Source organism: Tepidicaulis marinus (assembly GCF_000739695.1).
In the GTDB taxonomy this organism is placed as follows: Bacteria; Pseudomonadota; Alphaproteobacteria; order Parvibaculales; family Parvibaculaceae; genus Tepidicaulis; species Tepidicaulis marinus.
On the sequence record NZ_BBIO01000005.1, the window covers coordinates 153,285 to 167,996 of the forward strand.

17 protein-coding genes and 1 other RNA gene are annotated in these 14,712 nt (G+C 60.8%); 6 read left to right on the plus strand and 12 right to left on the minus strand.

The features are described from left to right. Positions 1–165 precede the first annotated feature (165 nt). Genes M2A_RS06705 through hflK form a run of 3 tightly spaced genes read right to left on the minus strand, consistent with a single transcriptional unit; the run spans position 166 to position 2,358 of the window. Complete coding sequence (locus M2A_RS06705; protein WP_045444760.1) at positions 166–351, minus strand: DUF2065 domain-containing protein; 186 nt, start codon at positions 349–351, stop codon at positions 166–168. Positions 352–376: 25 nt separating this feature from the next. Beyond that, a complete protein-coding gene (hflC, locus tag M2A_RS06710) occupies positions 377–1,273 on the minus strand; it encodes a protease modulator HflC (RefSeq protein ID WP_045444763.1) in 897 nt (298 codons plus the stop codon). Continuing rightward, positions 1,273–2,358 (minus strand): FtsH protease activity modulator HflK, encoded by a 1,086-nt coding sequence (gene hflK, locus M2A_RS06715; RefSeq protein ID WP_045444766.1) that lies wholly within the window; start codon positions 2,356–2,358, stop codon positions 1,273–1,275. Before hflK ends, hflC begins: the two co-directional genes overlap by 1 nt. Before the next feature lie 187 nt (positions 2,359–2,545). Between hflK and M2A_RS06720 the strand changes: the two genes are divergently transcribed. Further along, the gene (locus tag M2A_RS06720) at positions 2,546–3,664 is read left to right on the plus strand and encodes an Mrp/NBP35 family ATP-binding protein (RefSeq protein WP_045444769.1); all 1,119 of its coding nucleotides are present in this window, start codon (positions 2,546–2,548) and stop codon (positions 3,662–3,664) included. 70 nt (positions 3,665–3,734) lie between these two features. Here M2A_RS06720 and M2A_RS06725 read toward each other — a convergent pair whose 3' ends face one another. The 8 genes from M2A_RS06725 to M2A_RS06760 form a co-directional block, all read right to left on the minus strand. Next, positions 3,735–4,076 carry a hypothetical protein gene (locus tag M2A_RS06725; protein WP_045444772.1) on the minus strand — a complete coding sequence of 114 codons (342 nt, stop codon included), beginning with the start codon at positions 4,074–4,076 and terminating at the stop codon, positions 3,735–3,737. A gap of 125 nt (positions 4,077–4,201) precedes the next feature. Beyond that, entirely contained in the window at positions 4,202–5,119 is a 918-nt protein-coding gene (locus tag M2A_RS06730; protein ID WP_045444776.1) for an SMP-30/gluconolactonase/LRE family protein, read from the minus strand. Positions 5,120–5,271: 152 nt separating this feature from the next. After that, positions 5,272–6,105 (minus strand): S-formylglutathione hydrolase, encoded by an 834-nt coding sequence (gene fghA / locus M2A_RS06735; RefSeq protein ID WP_081875443.1) that lies wholly within the window; start codon positions 6,103–6,105, stop codon positions 5,272–5,274. Positions 6,106–6,113: 8 nt separating this feature from the next. Further along, a complete protein-coding gene (locus tag M2A_RS06740; protein WP_045444782.1) occupies positions 6,114–7,223 on the minus strand; it encodes an S-(hydroxymethyl)glutathione dehydrogenase/class III alcohol dehydrogenase in 1,110 nt (369 codons plus the stop codon). Between the two features lie 118 nt (positions 7,224–7,341). Continuing rightward, positions 7,342–7,740, minus strand: a complete 399-nt coding sequence (locus M2A_RS06745; RefSeq protein WP_045444785.1) for a DUF1499 domain-containing protein — start codon at positions 7,738–7,740, stop codon at positions 7,342–7,344. Between the two features lie 151 nt (positions 7,741–7,891). After that, positions 7,892–8,290, minus strand: coding sequence for a DUF1499 domain-containing protein (locus tag M2A_RS06750; protein ID WP_045444788.1), 399 nt, complete (start codon positions 8,288–8,290; stop codon positions 7,892–7,894). A gap of 36 nt (positions 8,291–8,326) precedes the next feature. Then, positions 8,327–8,839, minus strand: a complete 513-nt coding sequence (locus M2A_RS06755) for a dihydrofolate reductase (protein ID WP_045444791.1) — start codon at positions 8,837–8,839, stop codon at positions 8,327–8,329. Positions 8,840–8,851: 12 nt separating this feature from the next. Next, positions 8,852–9,646, minus strand: a complete 795-nt coding sequence (locus tag M2A_RS06760) for a thymidylate synthase (protein WP_045444794.1) — start codon at positions 9,644–9,646, stop codon at positions 8,852–8,854. Positions 9,647–9,776: 130 nt separating this feature from the next. Here M2A_RS06760 and M2A_RS06765 point away from each other — a divergent pair, with 130 nt between their 5' ends. Then, positions 9,777–10,943 carry a dipeptidase gene (locus M2A_RS06765; protein ID WP_045444946.1) on the plus strand — a complete coding sequence of 389 codons (1,167 nt, stop codon included), beginning with the start codon at positions 9,777–9,779 and terminating at the stop codon, positions 10,941–10,943. A 9-nt stretch (positions 10,944–10,952) separates the two neighbouring features. Here the strand turns inward: M2A_RS06765 and M2A_RS06770 are convergent, their stop codons facing one another. Continuing rightward, complete coding sequence (locus tag M2A_RS06770; protein WP_244444397.1) at positions 10,953–11,627, minus strand: DUF1287 domain-containing protein; 675 nt, start codon at positions 11,625–11,627, stop codon at positions 10,953–10,955. A 152-nt stretch (positions 11,628–11,779) separates the two neighbouring features. Here M2A_RS06770 and ssrA point away from each other — a divergent pair. The 4 genes from ssrA to M2A_RS06785 all read left to right on the plus strand — a co-directional run bounded on the left by ssrA (position 11,780) and on the right by M2A_RS06785 (position 14,709). Next, positions 11,780–12,143, plus strand: a transfer-messenger RNA (tmRNA) gene (gene ssrA / locus M2A_RS17730). A 214-nt stretch (positions 12,144–12,357) separates the two neighbouring features. Further along, positions 12,358–12,864 carry an SspB family protein gene (locus tag M2A_RS06775; RefSeq protein ID WP_045444797.1) on the plus strand — a complete coding sequence of 169 codons (507 nt, stop codon included), beginning with the start codon at positions 12,358–12,360 and terminating at the stop codon, positions 12,862–12,864. Positions 12,865–13,015: 151 nt separating this feature from the next. After that, the gene (gene fumC / locus M2A_RS06780) at positions 13,016–14,407 is read left to right on the plus strand and encodes a class II fumarate hydratase (RefSeq protein ID WP_045444799.1); all 1,392 of its coding nucleotides are present in this window, start codon (positions 13,016–13,018) and stop codon (positions 14,405–14,407) included. Between the two features lie 38 nt (positions 14,408–14,445). Beyond that, a complete protein-coding gene (locus M2A_RS06785) occupies positions 14,446–14,709 on the plus strand; it encodes a ribbon-helix-helix domain-containing protein (RefSeq protein ID WP_156101690.1) in 264 nt (87 codons plus the stop codon). Positions 14,710–14,712: the final 3 nt, after the last annotated feature.

A 14,712-nucleotide genomic window follows, 5' to 3' on the forward strand; every position in this document is an offset into this window, starting at 1 on the left:
ATTGCGGCACTCGTTATACTAAGCCGCTATGCCAGCCCGGGGATAAATGGGGATATCAGAAGGGTAGACATCGGAAAGCCGAATTCGTCCCGTGCCCTTACTGGCCAGCCCCGGCCCGTTCATCTGCCCATCCTGGGACAAAATATGGACGAAATGAGGCAGAGCCTACCCCCTCACCAGCCAGACGATCAAAAAACCGGCACCGAGCGCCGTCAGTCCGGCAAACCGCAAGGTGGCGTCGGGCATCTCTTTCGCCCGCTCCATCATGCGCTTCACACCGCCGGGAAAGGCGGCATAAAGGGCTCCTTCCAGTGCCAGAAAGAGCCCTATTGCTGCCCATAGATCATTCATGACCGGGCCCGATACCGAATGAGGGTCACCGGCTCACCTGCCCATCTTCATCCTTGAAATACCGGAAGAAGTCGGAATCGGGCGAGAGAATGAGCGTCGTGGAATCGCCCTTCAGGCCGTCCCGGTAGGCTTGCATGGACCGGTAGAAAGCGAAGAAATCCGGGTCCTGGCCGAAAGCCTGGGCGAAGGTGCGGTTCCGCTCGGCATCGCCTTCACCGCGGATGCGTTCGGCATCGCGCTGGGCTTCGGCGAGAAGCACCGTCACATCGCGGTCGGCGCGCGAGCGCACACGCTGGGCCGTTTCCTGGCCTTGCGCGCGGAACTCGGCCGCTTCGCGCTCACGCTCCGTGCGCATGCGCCGGTAAATCGCTTCACTGTTTTCAGTCGGCAGGTCGGCCTGGCGGATACGCACATCCACCACTTCCACGCCGAATTCCTGTGCAGCCACATTGAACTTTTCTTCGATCCGCTGCATGAGCTCGGCGCGCTCGTCGCGCACCAGCGCTTCCAGCGTCGCCTCACCCAAAACGTTACGCAGATTGGAGAGGAAAATCGGCTGCAGCTTGTCGCTCGCCTGACGCATATCGCGCACGGACTGATAGAATTTCAGCGCGTCGACAATGCGGTAGCGGGCAAAGGCATCCACCACCAAACGCTTCTGATCGGAGGTGATGATCACCTGTCCGCCTTCCCCGCCAACCTGACGGGCAGAGGTAAGGTTAAGAACGCGCTTGTCGATATAAACCACGTTCTGGATGAAGGGCAGTTTGAAATGCAGCCCCGGCTCGCGTTCCTGGCTCTTCACATCGCCGAACTGAATGACGAGCGCCTGCTGCGTTTCATCGACCGTATAAACGGAGGACAGCCCGATAATGATAACGGCGGCGGCAAAAATAGCCGCGGCAATTGCGCTGGCTTTCATTACTGGGCCTCCTTCTTCTGCGACGCGCCCGGCGCAAGCTGGTTCAGGGGAAGATAGGGAACGGGGCCGCTGCCACCCGCTTTGGGATCGACGACGATCTTATTCATCCCGCTCAGCACGCCTTCCATCGTCTCCAGATAGATGCGCTTGCGCGTAATGTCCTTGGCGCTCTTGTATTCGTTATAGATCGCCAGAAAGCGGTCCGCCTGACCTTGCGCCTGAGCAACGGTCTGCTCCTTATAAGCTTCGGCAGCCTGCAAAATCTGGTCGGCTTCACCGCGCGCCCGCGGCACGACCGTATTGGCATAAGCTTCCGCCTCGTTGCGCAGCCGCTCCTGGTCGGCACGGGCGGCCTGCACATCGCGGAACGCATCTTCCACGGGCTTGGGCGGATCGACCGACTGGAGCTGCACTTCGAGCACTTCGATACCCGCGCCATAATCATTCAGCGTGTTTTGCACCAGCTCCTGCACTTTCAGCTGCACTTCGTTACGCTGGGTGGTCAAGAGCACTTGCAGACCGGAAGAACCGACGATCTCGCGCATGGCGCTTTCGGCCACCGCTTTGACGACCGTATCCTTGCCTTCCACGTTGAAGAGATAATCCTGGGCATCGGCGATACGCCACAACACCACGAAATCCACATCGACGATGTTTTCATCGCCCGTAAGCATCAGGCTCTCATCGATGCTGTTCTCACCGATATTCACCCGGTTGACCTTGGTCACAGAGGGGGAATAGACCGTCTCGATCGGATAAGGCAGCTTGAAATGCAGCCCCGGCCCCGCCGTGCGCACCGCCTCGCCGAAGCGCAGCACCACGCCCTGCTGGTCCGTATCGACCCGGTAGAAAGAGCTCCAGCCCAGAAGGCCGAGGAGAATCAGCCCGACGACGATGAAGCCGCCGCTGCTACCGCCGCCCGAAGGCAATATGCCCCGAAGCCGCTCCTGACCTTTCCGGATCAGGTCCTCCAGATCCGGCGGCTCCTGCCCGCCCCGGCCGCCGCCGGAAGGAGGTTGACCCCAAGGCCCACGATTGCCGCCATTTTGCCAGCCACCGCCGCCGCTCTGATTGTTCCAGGGCATTCAGCTCTTCCCTTAATGTTGCGCTGTCGGTTCCGTTCGCTTGCCGCGCCCGGCCGCTTTGAGGGCGCCGGACCGCACAAATTCTTATGCTGCCTTTGGAAAAAGGCCTTGAGGGGTTATATGACAGGCAGGCCACCCGCGCAATCATACCCCCTTCAGGGATATAGGAAGAGGACCGGCAATATCCATGTCTGTAACAAGGGAAGACGTTCTAAAAGCCCTCTCGGCCGTGACCGAACCCGAAACCGGTAAAGACGTCGTGAGCGCGGGCATCGTGCAAGGGGTCGTCGTCAAGAACGGCAATATCGGTTTCTCCCTCGAAATCGACCCGAAAGAAGCCGAGGCGAAAGAGCCGCTGCGCCGGGCCTGCGAAGAAGCGGTCAAACAGATCAAGGGCGTTCTTTCCGTGACCGCCGTTCTGACTGCCCATAGCGACACGCCGTCCTCCTCCCGCCCCGCGCCCGCCGCGCCGAAGCGCGCGCCCTCCGCGCAAGCCGGCCCGCAAAACATTCCCGGCGTCAAAGCCATTGTGGCGGTCGCAAGCGGCAAGGGCGGCGTCGGCAAATCGACGCTCGCCGTCAACCTTGCCCTGGCGCTCGGCCATCTCGGCATGAAGGTCGGCCTGTTGGATGCGGATATTTACGGGCCCTCCGTGCCGCGCATGATGGGTCTTTCCGGCAAACCGCAAGTGAGCAAAGAAAAGAAACTCCTGCCGCTCGAAGCCTACGGCATCAAGACCATGTCGATCGGTTACATGGTCGATGACAGCACCGCCATGATCTGGCGCGGACCGATGGTGCAATCGGCGCTGACGCAAATGATGAGCGAGGTCGATTGGGGCGAGCTCGATGTGCTGATCGTGGACTTTCCCCCCGGCACGGGCGATGCGCAGCTGACCATGGTGCAGCGGGTGCCGCTCGCCGGCGCCGTCATTGTGTCGACGCCGCAGGAAATCGCGCTGATGGATGCGCGCCGCGGCATTGCCATGTTCGAAAAAACCCATGTGCCCGTGTTCGGCATCGTGCAGAACATGGCCTATTACGAAGCGCCGGGCTCTGGCGAGAAGACCTATATTTTCGGGGAAGGCGGCGCAAAACGCGTGGCCGAGGAACTGCACGCCGACTTCCTGGGCGATGTGCCGCTCGTGCCGGAAATCCGCGCGGGCATGGATGAGGGCAAGCCCATCGTTGCCACCGATCCGGGCAGCAAGGCGGCCGCCCCCTTCATGGATATCGCAACGCGCCTGGCCGCCAAACTTTATGAGGAAGGCGGCACGAAGAAGCCGCCGAAGATTTCCATTTCATGAAGCGCGCCTGCGCAAAAGAAAACGGCCGGTCCCGCAAAGGACAGGCCGCTTCGTTTTATGGCCCGAAGGATCAGCGCCCTTCTTCGAGCGATGCCGTTTCGGTCACGCCCGCCGGGTTCGTCAGCTCCCACGTATCGCCCACGGAACGGCTTTCGGCCGAAGTGCAGTAAGGCTCGTTCTCGCCGGACGTGAAGCAAACCTCCTCGCCCTTCATTTCCCAGGTGCCGTCAACAGTGGTGCCGTCGGCCAGCGTCTGGCTATAGGTGCCGTCTTCATTGATATGCACCTGGCGCTCGCCGCTTTCCGGATTATTCACGACCACGGTATTGCCGTAGAAACTGGCCATCGGGTCGGCCATGGCAATGCCGGTCATGGACGCAAACGCAAACACAAGAGCTACGATGAAACGCATCTCTTTCCTCCTCGGTTATCCTGGATTTCCCCCAAAAACGCCGTGCATGCTGACATGCGTTAACCATAAGGACAAGAGCAAATCTGCACCCGGATGAAACAAATCCGGGCGCAGAGTTTTCTGGCTTACTTGTTGTGGAAGTTGAGCGGCAGCCCGGCACGCGGCCAGGTGCATTTCACAAGCCGCCCCGTGGAGGACAGCGTCAGATACGCCGTCTTCAGATCCTTGCCGCCGAAACAGATATTCGTGGTGATGAAATCGCCGGTCGCAAAATGCTCGATCTTCGAGCCGTCGGGCGAAATGGATGTAATACCGCCATTGAAGATCGTCGCGACACAGACATTGCCTTGCGCATCGACCGCCAGCGAGTCGAAGAAATTGAGCCCCTGCGGCGCGCCGACGAAATTGCCCGGCAAAGGCCCGTCGCTTTTCTTGATGACGCCCGGCTTTTCGATGTCGAAGCCCCAAAGCCGGCCCGGCACCGTGTCGGCGACATAAACCGTCTTTTCATCCGGCGAGAGGCCAACCCCGTTCGGGCTTTCAAGCGGAAACACCGCTTCGGTGATCATCGAGCCGTCGGGCTTTGCATAATAAAGCGCGCCGCGGTCCTTGATGCGCCCGCGCGACTTGCCAAGATCGGTGAACCAGAAACCGCCCTCCTTGTCGAAGACGATATCGTTCGGCCCGTTCAAGGGACTGCCGTCGCATTCGGTGTAAAGCGTATCGACTTTTCCGGTCGCAAGATCGACGCGCTCGATGCGCCCGCCCGAATAATCCGGCGCGATGTCGCCCGGAATGGTCAACCCGTCCCGGTGATGCCATTCGAAGCCGCCATTGTTGCAAACATAAACCGCGCCGTCCGGCCCGATCGCCGCCCCGTTCGGCCCGCCACCAAGATCGGCGATGACTTCCACTTTGCCGTCTTCGCTGACGCGGCTGAGCGTGCCCCGCTCGATTTCCACCAGAATGACGCTGCCATCATCCATGGCGATCGGCCCTTCGGGAAATTTCAGACCGCTGGCAATTTCTTCCATCTCGAGCATGAAGCCCTCCCTGAAGTTGTGTTTATGGGAGGCATTCTGTCAGGCCGCTGCGCCGATGACTAGGGGAGCGCTGCGCGCATCACTTTCCCCACCGTCACCCCGGGCTCGTCCCGGGGTCCATACGGCCTATCCCCATGCCGCAGCATGAGAGTTCAGCTCAGCCGCACCCGGTGAAATTCCAGATGATCTTCGATGAAGGACTGAATGAAGAAATAAGAATGATCATAACCTTCCTGCCGGCGCAGGATGAGGCGCTGGCCGGCCTTCTCGCACGCTTCCTCGAAAAGCTCGGGCTTTAGTTGCTCGTCGAGAAACCCGTCCGCCATCCCCTGATCGATGAGAATTTCATCGAAGGCGTAGCGCGCCGCGCCGCTTTCCATCAAAAGCGCCGCATCATGGGCGGCCCAGGCAGCCCGGTCCTTGCCGAGATAGGCGCTGAACGCTTTCTCCCCCCAGGGACAGCGCGCCGGGGAGACGATAGGTGCAAAGGCGGAGACAGAACGGAAGAGATCCGGATGTTTCAGTGCAAGCGTCAGTGCGCCGTGCCCGCCCATGGAATGACCGGAGATCCCGCGCCGTTCCATATCGAGCGGAAAGTTCGCGCTCAGCACATCCTGCAGATCGCGAGTGATGTAGCTTTCCATCTTGAAATGCGCCGCCCAGGGCGCCTCACGCGCATCGAGATAAAAGCCCGCGCCTTGGCCAAGATCATAGGCCTCGTCATTGGCGACGCCTTCGCCGCGCGGGCTCGTATCGGGCGCGGCAATGGCAAGACCAAGTTCGCTTGCTTTACGGTACGCACCCGCCTTCGTAGTGAAATTGTCTTCCGTGCAGGTGAGGCCCGACAGCCAGATAAGCAGCGGGAACGGTCCCTCCCCCTCCGGCAGGAAAAGCGAAAAGCGCATGGGCGTGCCCGTCGCCGCCGAACCGTGGCGGCAAATGAGAACGCGCCCGCCGAAACAGCGGTGCTCTTCGAGAATTTCCAGATCGCTCATCAGTAAACCACGACGGAACGGATGGAACGGCCCTCATGCATGAGATCGAAGCCTTTGTTGATCTCCTCGAGCGGCATCGTGTGGGTGATGAGATCGTCGATATTGATTTTGCCGTCCATATACCAATCGACGATCTTGGGCACGTCCGTGCGCCCGCGCGCCCCGCCAAAGGCCGAGCCTTTCCAGGTCCGCCCCGTGACGAGCTGGAAGGGCCGCGTCGAAATTTCCTGGCCCGCGCCCGCAACGCCGATGATAACGCTCTCGCCCCAGCCCTTGTGACAGCATTCGAGCGCCTGGCGCATCGTGTCCGTGCGCCCGATACATTCAAAGCTCCAATCCGCGCCGCCGCCCGTCAGTTCCACGAGATGGGCGACAAGATCGCCGCTGACCTCTTTCGGGTTGACGAAATCGGTCATGCCGAATTTTTCGGCGAGCGGCTTTTTTGCCGGATTGATATCGACGCCGACGATCTGATCCGCGCCCACCATCCGCGCGCCCTGAATGACATTGAGCCCGATGCCGCCGAGCCCGAAAACGACGACCCGCGCGCCCGGCGTCACCTTGGCGGTGTTGACCACCGCGCCGATGCCGGTCGTCACGCCGCAGCCGATATAGCAAACCTTGTCGAAAGGCGCGTCTTTACGGATTTTCGCCAGCGCGATTTCCGGCAGCACCGTGTAATTGGCAAAGGTCGAGCAGCCCATGTAATGAAAGATGGGCTTGCCCTTATAGGAAAAGCGGCTCGTGCCGTCCGGCATCAGGCCCTGCCCCTGCGTCGTGCGGATAGCCTGGCAGAGATTGGTTTTGGGGTTGAGGCAATAATCGCACTCCCGGCACTCGGGCGTATAAAGCGGGATGACGTGATCGCCCGGCTTTAGCGAGGTCACGCCCGGCCCGCACTCGGCGACGACGCCTGCCCCTTCATGGCCGAAGATGGAAGGGAAAAGCCCTTCCGGGTCCTCGCCCGAAAGCGTGAAGGCATCTGTGTGGCAAATGCCGCTCGCCTTGATCTCCACCAGAACTTCGCCGGCTTTCGGCCCTTCCAGTTGAACCGTCTCGATCTCAAGCGGTTTTCCGGCTTCGAAAGCGACTGCCGCACGCACGTCCATGGGGGCTCTCCCTGATTGGGTTTTAATTCTGGCTGGGTTCTGATTCCGGCGGGCATTGTCGGCAGCCAGCCCTCAACATGCAAGGCCGGGTCTTGGGCAAAGAGGCGAAAAACGCGTGCTACCAGACCGTCTCGAAACTTTCTTCCAGATAACCGAGCCAGCTCTCCACCCGGTACTTGTTGCCGCCGAAATCGGGCAGCGCCGTTTCGGAGCGCGAATAAATGGCGATGCTGGATTTGCCCTCGCCTTCCGCGCAGGCCTGGAAGGTCACGATCTCGGGCAGATTGAGAAAGAAGGAGCGCTGCACATAAGTGTGCTGCCCCTCGTCTCTGTCCTGCAGCCGCTCGACCATGCCGGGCTCGAGCTTGATGAGCCGGAGAAGCCGTTCCTCGAGCGCTTCGGGCGGCGCGCTGAAAACAGGGGAATAGCGATGCGGCACCGCCGCCTGACACAGGCCCTGAGGCGCGACGAGATAATGGCTGGCGGCGAAAGGAAGGGTCAGTGTTTCAAATTTCATGGGGCACGCGCTCTTGTTTAAAGGCGCGGCAGGCCACCACGAACTGCCGGATCTGTTGCGGAAACTCTATCTACGCACACGTTACGCACTGATACCTAGCACTGCTACCCGCGCTCTTAATGCGGCGCTTGTCCCAGCCGATGCGGACCTCTCACCCCTGCCGCCGCACTGCCTCTTCCAGCTTGGCGAGCCAATTGTCGATCCGCTTCTTATTTGCCCCGAGGTCAGACCAACCATAGACCGAGCGGCTGTAAAGCGCGAGGGTGGATTTACCGCCCTCCACCTCCAGCGCCTCGAAGGTGATCCAGTCGGGGAAACCGAGAAGCGCCGTGCGCTGAACGAATTCATGCTGGCCGGGCGCCGTTTCCACATTGCGCCGGCGCGTGCGCGGCTGCTTGAGAATGAGATCGCTCATCAGCGCATCGAGCTTTTCGCGGCTCATGGAAAATACCGGGGCCGTGCGATGGGGCGCAGCCTTCTCGCAAAACCCTTCCGGGGCGACGAGATATTGATTGGGAGAGGGCTTGAGCGTCAGCGTTCTGAAATTCATCTGTCTTGTCCCTCCCGCCCGCCGGCCTTCGGCAATTCAGCGGCGCTCATAAATGACAATGGAAAAATCCGCGCTGTCCTTTTCCCCGGCGGCATGGCGGGTGCGAGAGACCTCATGCCACTCCCCCTCATCGAAAGCGGGAAAATGAACATCCCCCTCCGGGCATGCATGCACTTCCGTGATATAGAGCCGCGTCGCCTTGGGGAAAGCGGCGCGGTAAATCTGCGCCCCGCCGATAATGGCAACCTCATCGACGCCGAGCTCGCGGGCGAGCGCCGCGCCGCGCGCGAGCGCCTCGTCCACGGAGCCTGCAACCTCCGCCCCTTCCGCCTGAAAGCCCGCCTGGCCCGTCACCACGATATTGGGGCGGCCCGGCAAAGGCTTTCTCGGCAGCGAATCCCAGGTCTTGCGGCCCATGATGATGGGCTTGCCCAGCGTCACGGCCTTGAAATGCCTCATGTCGCCGGAAATCTTCCAGGGCAGATCACCCCCCTGCCCGATCACACCGTTCTCGGCAATGGCGACCACGAAGGAGATGTGAAGCGGCATATCCCGGCCCGCCTAAACCGCAACCGGGGCGGCGATATGCGGGTGGGGGTCGTAGCCCACCAGTTCGAAATCATCATAGGTGAAGTCGAAAATACTCTTCACATCGGGATTGATCTTCATTTGCGGCAAGGGGCGCGGGTTGCGCTGAAGTTGCTTGTCCGCTTGTTCCAGATGATTGAGATAAAGATGCGCGTCGCCGAATGTGTGGATGAACTCGCCGGGCTGAAGCCCCGTCACCTGCGCGATCATCATGGTGAGCAGCGCGTAAGACGCGATGTTGAAAGGCACGCCGAGGAAAATATCCGCCGAGCGCTGATAGAGCTGGCAGGAAAGTTTGCCGTCCGCCACATAGAACTGGAAGAGGCAGTGGCAGGGCGGCAGCGCCATGTGATCGACATCGGCCACGTTCCAGGCCGAAACGATGAGCCGGCGCGAATCCGGATTTTTTTCGATCTGCTGAATGAGGTTCTTGATCTGGTCGATCTTCGTGCCGCCCGGCGCGGGCCAGCTGCGCCATTGATGGCCGTAAACAGGGCCGAGATCGCCGTTCTCATCCGCCCATTCATCCCAGATGCGCACGCCGTTCGCTTTCAGATAGGCGATGTTCGTGTCGCCCGCCAGAAACCAGAGCAGCTCATGGATGATGGATTTCAGATGCAGCTTCTTCGTCGTCACCAGCGGAAAGCCCTCCGAAAGATCGAAGCGCATCTGGTGGCCGAAGACGGAGCGCGTGCCGGTGCCGGTCCTATCGGACTTTTCCACCCCTTTGTCGCGCACCAGCCGCATCAGATCGAGATATTGCTGCATCGGGCCCTTCCTGATTCTTTCGCCCGCCAGTCTAGCGCCCCTGCCCCGCTTGAGCCAGAATGGCGGCCAGCAGAGGGGCGCAAGAAATGCCCCGCCCGGCAAAAAGCTGGGGAAAAATGGGGAGCAGAAAGTGAAAAAAGCAGTTTTGATCGGGCTCGGCCTTGTGGTGGCGGCCGCCGTCGCCGCCCTTGCCATCGTGCCGGGCTATCTGGAAAGCACCACGAATGTGGTCGAGGAGCACGCCCCTTACGAGATCGGGGAGGCCTCCTCCGCGCTGCATGAAAGCCTTGTCATCGCCGATCTGCACTCCGACACGCTGCTCTGGGCCCGCGATCCCTTGTCGAGGGCCGATCGCGGCCATGTGGATGTGCCCCGCCTCGTGGACGGCAATGTGGCGCTGCAGGTCTTCTCCGTCGTCACCAAAGTGCCCCAGGGCCTGAACTATGACGAGAACACCGCCGATAGCGACCAGATCACCCTGCTTGCCATGGTGCAGCACTGGCCGGCCCGCACTTGGCGCAGTCTCTTGGAGCGCGCGCTTTATCAGGCCGAAAAACTGCAAGCCGCCGAAGCCGAAGCGCCCGAAGCCCTGAAAGTCGTGCGCACGAAAGCGGATTTGGAAGCGGTGTTGAGCGCGCGCGCCGAAGGCAAGGAGATTGTCGCCGGGCTGCTGGCGACCGAGGGCCTTCATCCGCTGGAAGGCGACGCCGCCAACGTAAAAGTGCTTTACGACGCCGGCTACCGGATGATGGGCTTGCATCATTTCTTCGACAATAAACTGGGCGGCTCGCTGCACGGGCTTTCGGGCGCGGGACTGACCGATTTCGGCAAGGAGGTCGTGCGCGAGCTGGAAGCGCAAGGCGTCATGATCGATGTCGCCCATTCCTCGCCCGCCGTGGTGGAGGATGTGCTGGCGATGACGGATAGCCCGATCTTCGTGTCCCATACCGGCGTCAAAGGCGCCTGCAACACCGCGCGCAACCTCGAAGACGATTTGATGAAGCGCATCGCCGAACGCGGCGGCGTCATCGGCATCGGCTATTGGGACGGCGCGGTCTGCAAGATCGATCCGGCGAATGTCGTCAAATCCCTGCGCTATGCCGCCGACCTTCTGGGCGCCGATCATGTCGGCCTCGGCTCAGACTATGATGGCGGCACGACGGTTCTTTTCGACACATCGGAACTTGCCGTCCTGACGGAGGAAATGCGCAAGGCCGGTTTCACGGATGAAGAAATCCGCAAGATCATGGGCGGCAATGTCATCCGCGTCTTCAAGGAGCAATTGCCCGCGGGCTAGGCCTGCCCCTCAAGCTGCAAGCGTGCGGAAACGGAAATGGCCCGTCTCGGGGAAAAGCCCGAGCCAGTCGCCATATTCCGTGCCGCGCCCCATATTGTGAATGACGCGCCGGCGCCCGGTAAGCGGTGAGGTTTTCGCGCTCACCACCACGATATGCGGGCGGCCGAAAACGTTTTGCGTCACAAGATCGCCGGGCCTGTAACTCCCGTCTTTCACCTCCGCTCCTTGGCGGGCGAAAAACGCGGCAAGGTTCGGCACGCGCCGGTGGTCGATATTGGGGTCGGGTTTTTTAAGCCCCCAGTGAGGCGGATAGTCGGCAAATGCGGCGCGCATATCTTCATGCACCAGCTCCTGCAAATCGAGGCCGAGCCCGGCCCTGTAAGCGCGGATCACCACGTCTGTGCACACGCCCCGCTCCAGCGGCACATCGCCGCCCGGATAATCGAGCCTCACATAGGAAGGATCGTAGCGCCGGGTGAGGCCGATCTGCGCCTCCGCCGCGATGATGAGCTGGCGCGCTGGCTCAGGCAGGTCCTCACCCAAGACCGTGTCGAGGGCCGCGCCACGCGCCTCCCCCGCCTCGGACGAGCCGGCGCAGCCGGGCATGGAAAAAAGCGCGCCGCCCGTCAAAGCGCCGCTGAAAAGAGTGCCGAAGCCGCTAAGAACCTTCCTGCGCGTTATCATCGCACCGCCCTTTATTCTTAAAGTCAGTGCCCCGCGCCCGAGCGCATTCAAACGGCGGGAAATGGCGGCAATGGGGAGCAAAAAGGGCAAGAATGTGCCGGGCGCAGGCTTGTTGCAGAAAGCACAAGACTTCTCTCAGTCAGGCGCCCTTCACCCTTTATTTGCCGCTCATGATGCTTATATTACGTCTGTCGGCATTGCCGACTATGGCGATAAACGGACTACGTAATAAGCCTATCGGACCCGGGGGCAGTACCCGGCGCCTCCACCAATATCCCCGCGCTTGAAACAGTTTTGCGGGCTTCAGGGGGGCGAAACAGGATCGACGAGGGTGTAAAGGTAGTTTTTTCGCTCGGCATGGTAGCCACCGTTATCGGGCCAAACTTGATAGTTGCCAACGACAACTATGCTGAAGCACGTCTCGCTGCCTAAGCAGTGCGACAGCTTCGAATTAAGCCCTAGCCGTTAGCACGGTTAGGCGGGGTTCGAGGGCACCTGGCAACAGAAGCCCTCACTTATCCTCTGCTCTTACCGCAGCGCCTCAGCAGGACAAATGGCTGGAGGGTGTCCGGTCTGCCCATTTCGGCGGCACCTGATGTGGCGCGGCAGCAACGCCGCTTTGACACCGCCGCCCGGATGCACTAGCTCACTTGCCAGCCCGCCGGGCGCAAGGCAGGCTTGCAAAGCGGCAAATTTGGCAGATTCGGCAAAAGGTTGAGGTTGAACACCCATGGCTGACACTCCCTCCCAAGATCTCATGCGCTACGATTTGATGGCGCAGGAAGCGCTGAAAGGCGTGGTGCGCAAGTCGCTGGAGATTGCGGGCAAGGAAGGGCTGCCGGGCGAGCACCATTTCTACATCTCTTTCCGCACCAATGCGTCGGGCGTGCAAATTTCCGACCGGCTGAAAGAGCAATATCCCGAAGAAATCACCATCGTGCTCCAACATCAGTTCTGGGACCTCGAGGTTTCCGAAAAAGGCTTCTCCGTGCACCTCTCCTTCAACAAGGTGCCGGAACGGCTGGTCGTGCCTTTCTCCGCGCTTCTGGGCTTTTTCGACCCTTCCGTCCAATTCGGCCTGCAATTTGCCCAAAACGAAGAGGCAGTAGCGGCCGCGCCCGGCGAAGAGACGGTGCCCGCCGATGAGCCGCCCGCCGGGGAAGAAGGCGAGCCGGCCAAAAGCGGCGAAGCAGGCGGCGACGTGGTCAGTCTCGACGCTTTCCGCAAGAACAAATAATGCGCCCTCCTGTCCCGCCGCGCCCTTGCCGGCAGGGCACCGCGCGGCCTTCGCTTGGCGCTCCCGCTCCTGCGTGCTAAATCAGCCCCCAAAATCGCCCTTCCGCCTGGTGCGGGCGGGCCATGACGCTGTTTTTCAGGGAGACCGACGCATGAGCAAGACCCGCACCGAGACCGATTCCTTCGGCCCGCTGGAAGTACCCGCCGACAAATATTGGGGCGCGCAGACCCAGCGCTCCCTCGGCAATTTCAAGATCGGCGGCGAAACCATGCCGAAGCCGCTCGTGCGGGCGCTGGGCATCATCAAGCGCTCGGCCGCGCTCGCCAATATCGCGCTCGACAATATCGATCCGAAAATCGGCCAGACCATCGCCGAGGCCGCGCTGGAAGTGGCCGAGGGTAAGCTCGACGATCATTTCCCCCTCGTCGTCTGGCAGACGGGTTCGGGCACCCAGTCCAACATGAACGCCAACGAAGTCGTCTCCAACCGGGCGATCGAAATGCTGGGCGGCACGATGGGCTCAAAAGACCCGGTTCATCCGAACGATCATTGCAACCGCTCGCAATCCTCGAACGATACCTTCCCCACCGCCATGCATATCGCAGCGGCCGAGGAAATCACGCACCGTCTGGTGCCTGCGCTGCAGCAGCTGCGCAATTCGCTGAACGACAAAGCTGAAGCCTTTAAAGACATCATCAAGATCGGCCGCACCCACACGCAAGATGCCACGCCGCTGACGCTCGGCCAGGAATTTTCCGGCTATGTGGCGCAGGTCGAAAACGGCATCCGCCGCGTGGAAACCGTTCTGCCCGCGCTTCTGGAACTCGCCCAAGGCGGCACGGCGGTCGGCACCGGCATCAATGCCAAAATCGGTTTTGCGGAAAAATTCGCCGAGGAAGTGGCGAACTTCACGAAACTGCCTTTCATCACCGCGCCCAATAAGTTCGAGGCGCTGGCAACGCACGATGCCTGTGTGGAAGCACATGGCGCGCTCAACACCGTTGCCGTTTCGCTCTTCAAGATCGCCAACGATATCCGGTTCCTCGGCTCCGGCCCGCGCTCGGGCCTTGGCGAATTGCAGCTGCCTGAAAACGAGCCGGGCTCCTCCATCATGCCGGGCAAAGTGAACCCGACCCAGTGCGAAGCGCTCACCATGGTCTGCGCGCAAGTGATGGGCAACCAGACGACGGTAACGTTCTCCGGCAGCCAGGGCCATTTCGAGCTTAATGTCTTCAAGCCCGTCATCGCCTATAACATCCTGCAATCGATCCGCCTTCTGGCCGATGCGAGCGTCAGCTTCGCGGAGAACTGCGTGGACGGGATCGAGGCGAACCGCGAGCGCATTGCCGATCTCATGGAACGCTCTTTGATGCTGGTCACCGCGCTCGCACCGAAAATCGGTTATGACAACGCCACGAAAATCGCCAAAACCGCGCATAAGAACGGCACGACGCTGCGCGAGGAAGCGGTGAAAGGCGGCTATGTCACGGAAGAAGAGTTTGACCAGACGGTGCGCCCGCAGGATATGATCGCTCCTCAGTAAATTCGGGGCCCTCAATATCGGGGCAAAGGGGAGCAGGCTTGGGCAAAATCGTCAAACGCTCGGTCAGCATTGCAGGCCACCGCACCAGCATTTCCCTTGAGCGGCCCTTTTGGGAAGGCCTGAAGGAACTGGCCTGCTCCCGCAAGGTTTCGGTCAACGAACTGATCCGCCAGATAGACGCGGGGCGCGAGGAAGAGGAAAACCTCTCAAGCGCGCTCCGCGTTTTCGTTTTCAAGGAAATGGTTCCGGCAAGAGCCTGCGCGGCAACAAAAGATGCGCCCGAAGACGGCGAACCTAGCTGAAAT

Bases quoted from the DNA above. Each gene is read 5' to 3' on its own strand.
- M2A_RS06705 (WP_045444760.1), bottom strand. From the start codon at position 351: ATGAATGATCTATGGGCAGCAATAGGGCTCTTTCTGGCACTGGAAGGA.
- hflC (WP_045444763.1), bottom strand. From the start codon at position 1,273: ATGAAAGCCAGCGCAATTGCCGCGGCTATTTTTGCCGCCGCCGTTATC.
- hflK (WP_045444766.1), bottom strand. From the start codon at position 2,358: ATGCCCTGGAACAATCAGAGCGGCGGCGGTGGCTGGCAAAATGGCGGC.
- M2A_RS06720 (WP_045444769.1), top strand. From the start codon at position 2,546: ATGTCTGTAACAAGGGAAGACGTTCTAAAAGCCCTCTCGGCCGTGACC.
- M2A_RS06725 (WP_045444772.1), bottom strand. From the start codon at position 4,076: ATGCGTTTCATCGTAGCTCTTGTGTTTGCGTTTGCGTCCATGACCGGC.
- M2A_RS06730 (WP_045444776.1), bottom strand. From the start codon at position 5,119: ATGCTCGAGATGGAAGAAATTGCCAGCGGTCTGAAATTTCCCGAAGGG.
- M2A_RS06740 (WP_045444782.1), bottom strand. From the start codon at position 7,223: ATGGACGTGCGTGCGGCAGTCGCTTTCGAAGCCGGAAAACCGCTTGAG.
- M2A_RS06745 (WP_045444785.1), bottom strand. From the start codon at position 7,740: ATGAAATTTGAAACACTGACCCTTCCTTTCGCCGCCAGCCATTATCTC.
- M2A_RS06750 (WP_045444788.1), bottom strand. From the start codon at position 8,290: ATGAATTTCAGAACGCTGACGCTCAAGCCCTCTCCCAATCAATATCTC.
- M2A_RS06755 (WP_045444791.1), bottom strand. From the start codon at position 8,839: ATGCCGCTTCACATCTCCTTCGTGGTCGCCATTGCCGAGAACGGTGTG.
- M2A_RS06760 (WP_045444794.1), bottom strand. From the start codon at position 9,646: ATGCAGCAATATCTCGATCTGATGCGGCTGGTGCGCGACAAAGGGGTG.
- M2A_RS06770 (WP_244444397.1), bottom strand. From the start codon at position 11,627: ATGATAACGCGCAGGAAGGTTCTTAGCGGCTTCGGCACTCTTTTCAGC.
- M2A_RS06775 (WP_045444797.1), top strand. From the start codon at position 12,358: ATGGCTGACACTCCCTCCCAAGATCTCATGCGCTACGATTTGATGGCG.
- fumC (WP_045444799.1), top strand. From the start codon at position 13,016: ATGAGCAAGACCCGCACCGAGACCGATTCCTTCGGCCCGCTGGAAGTA.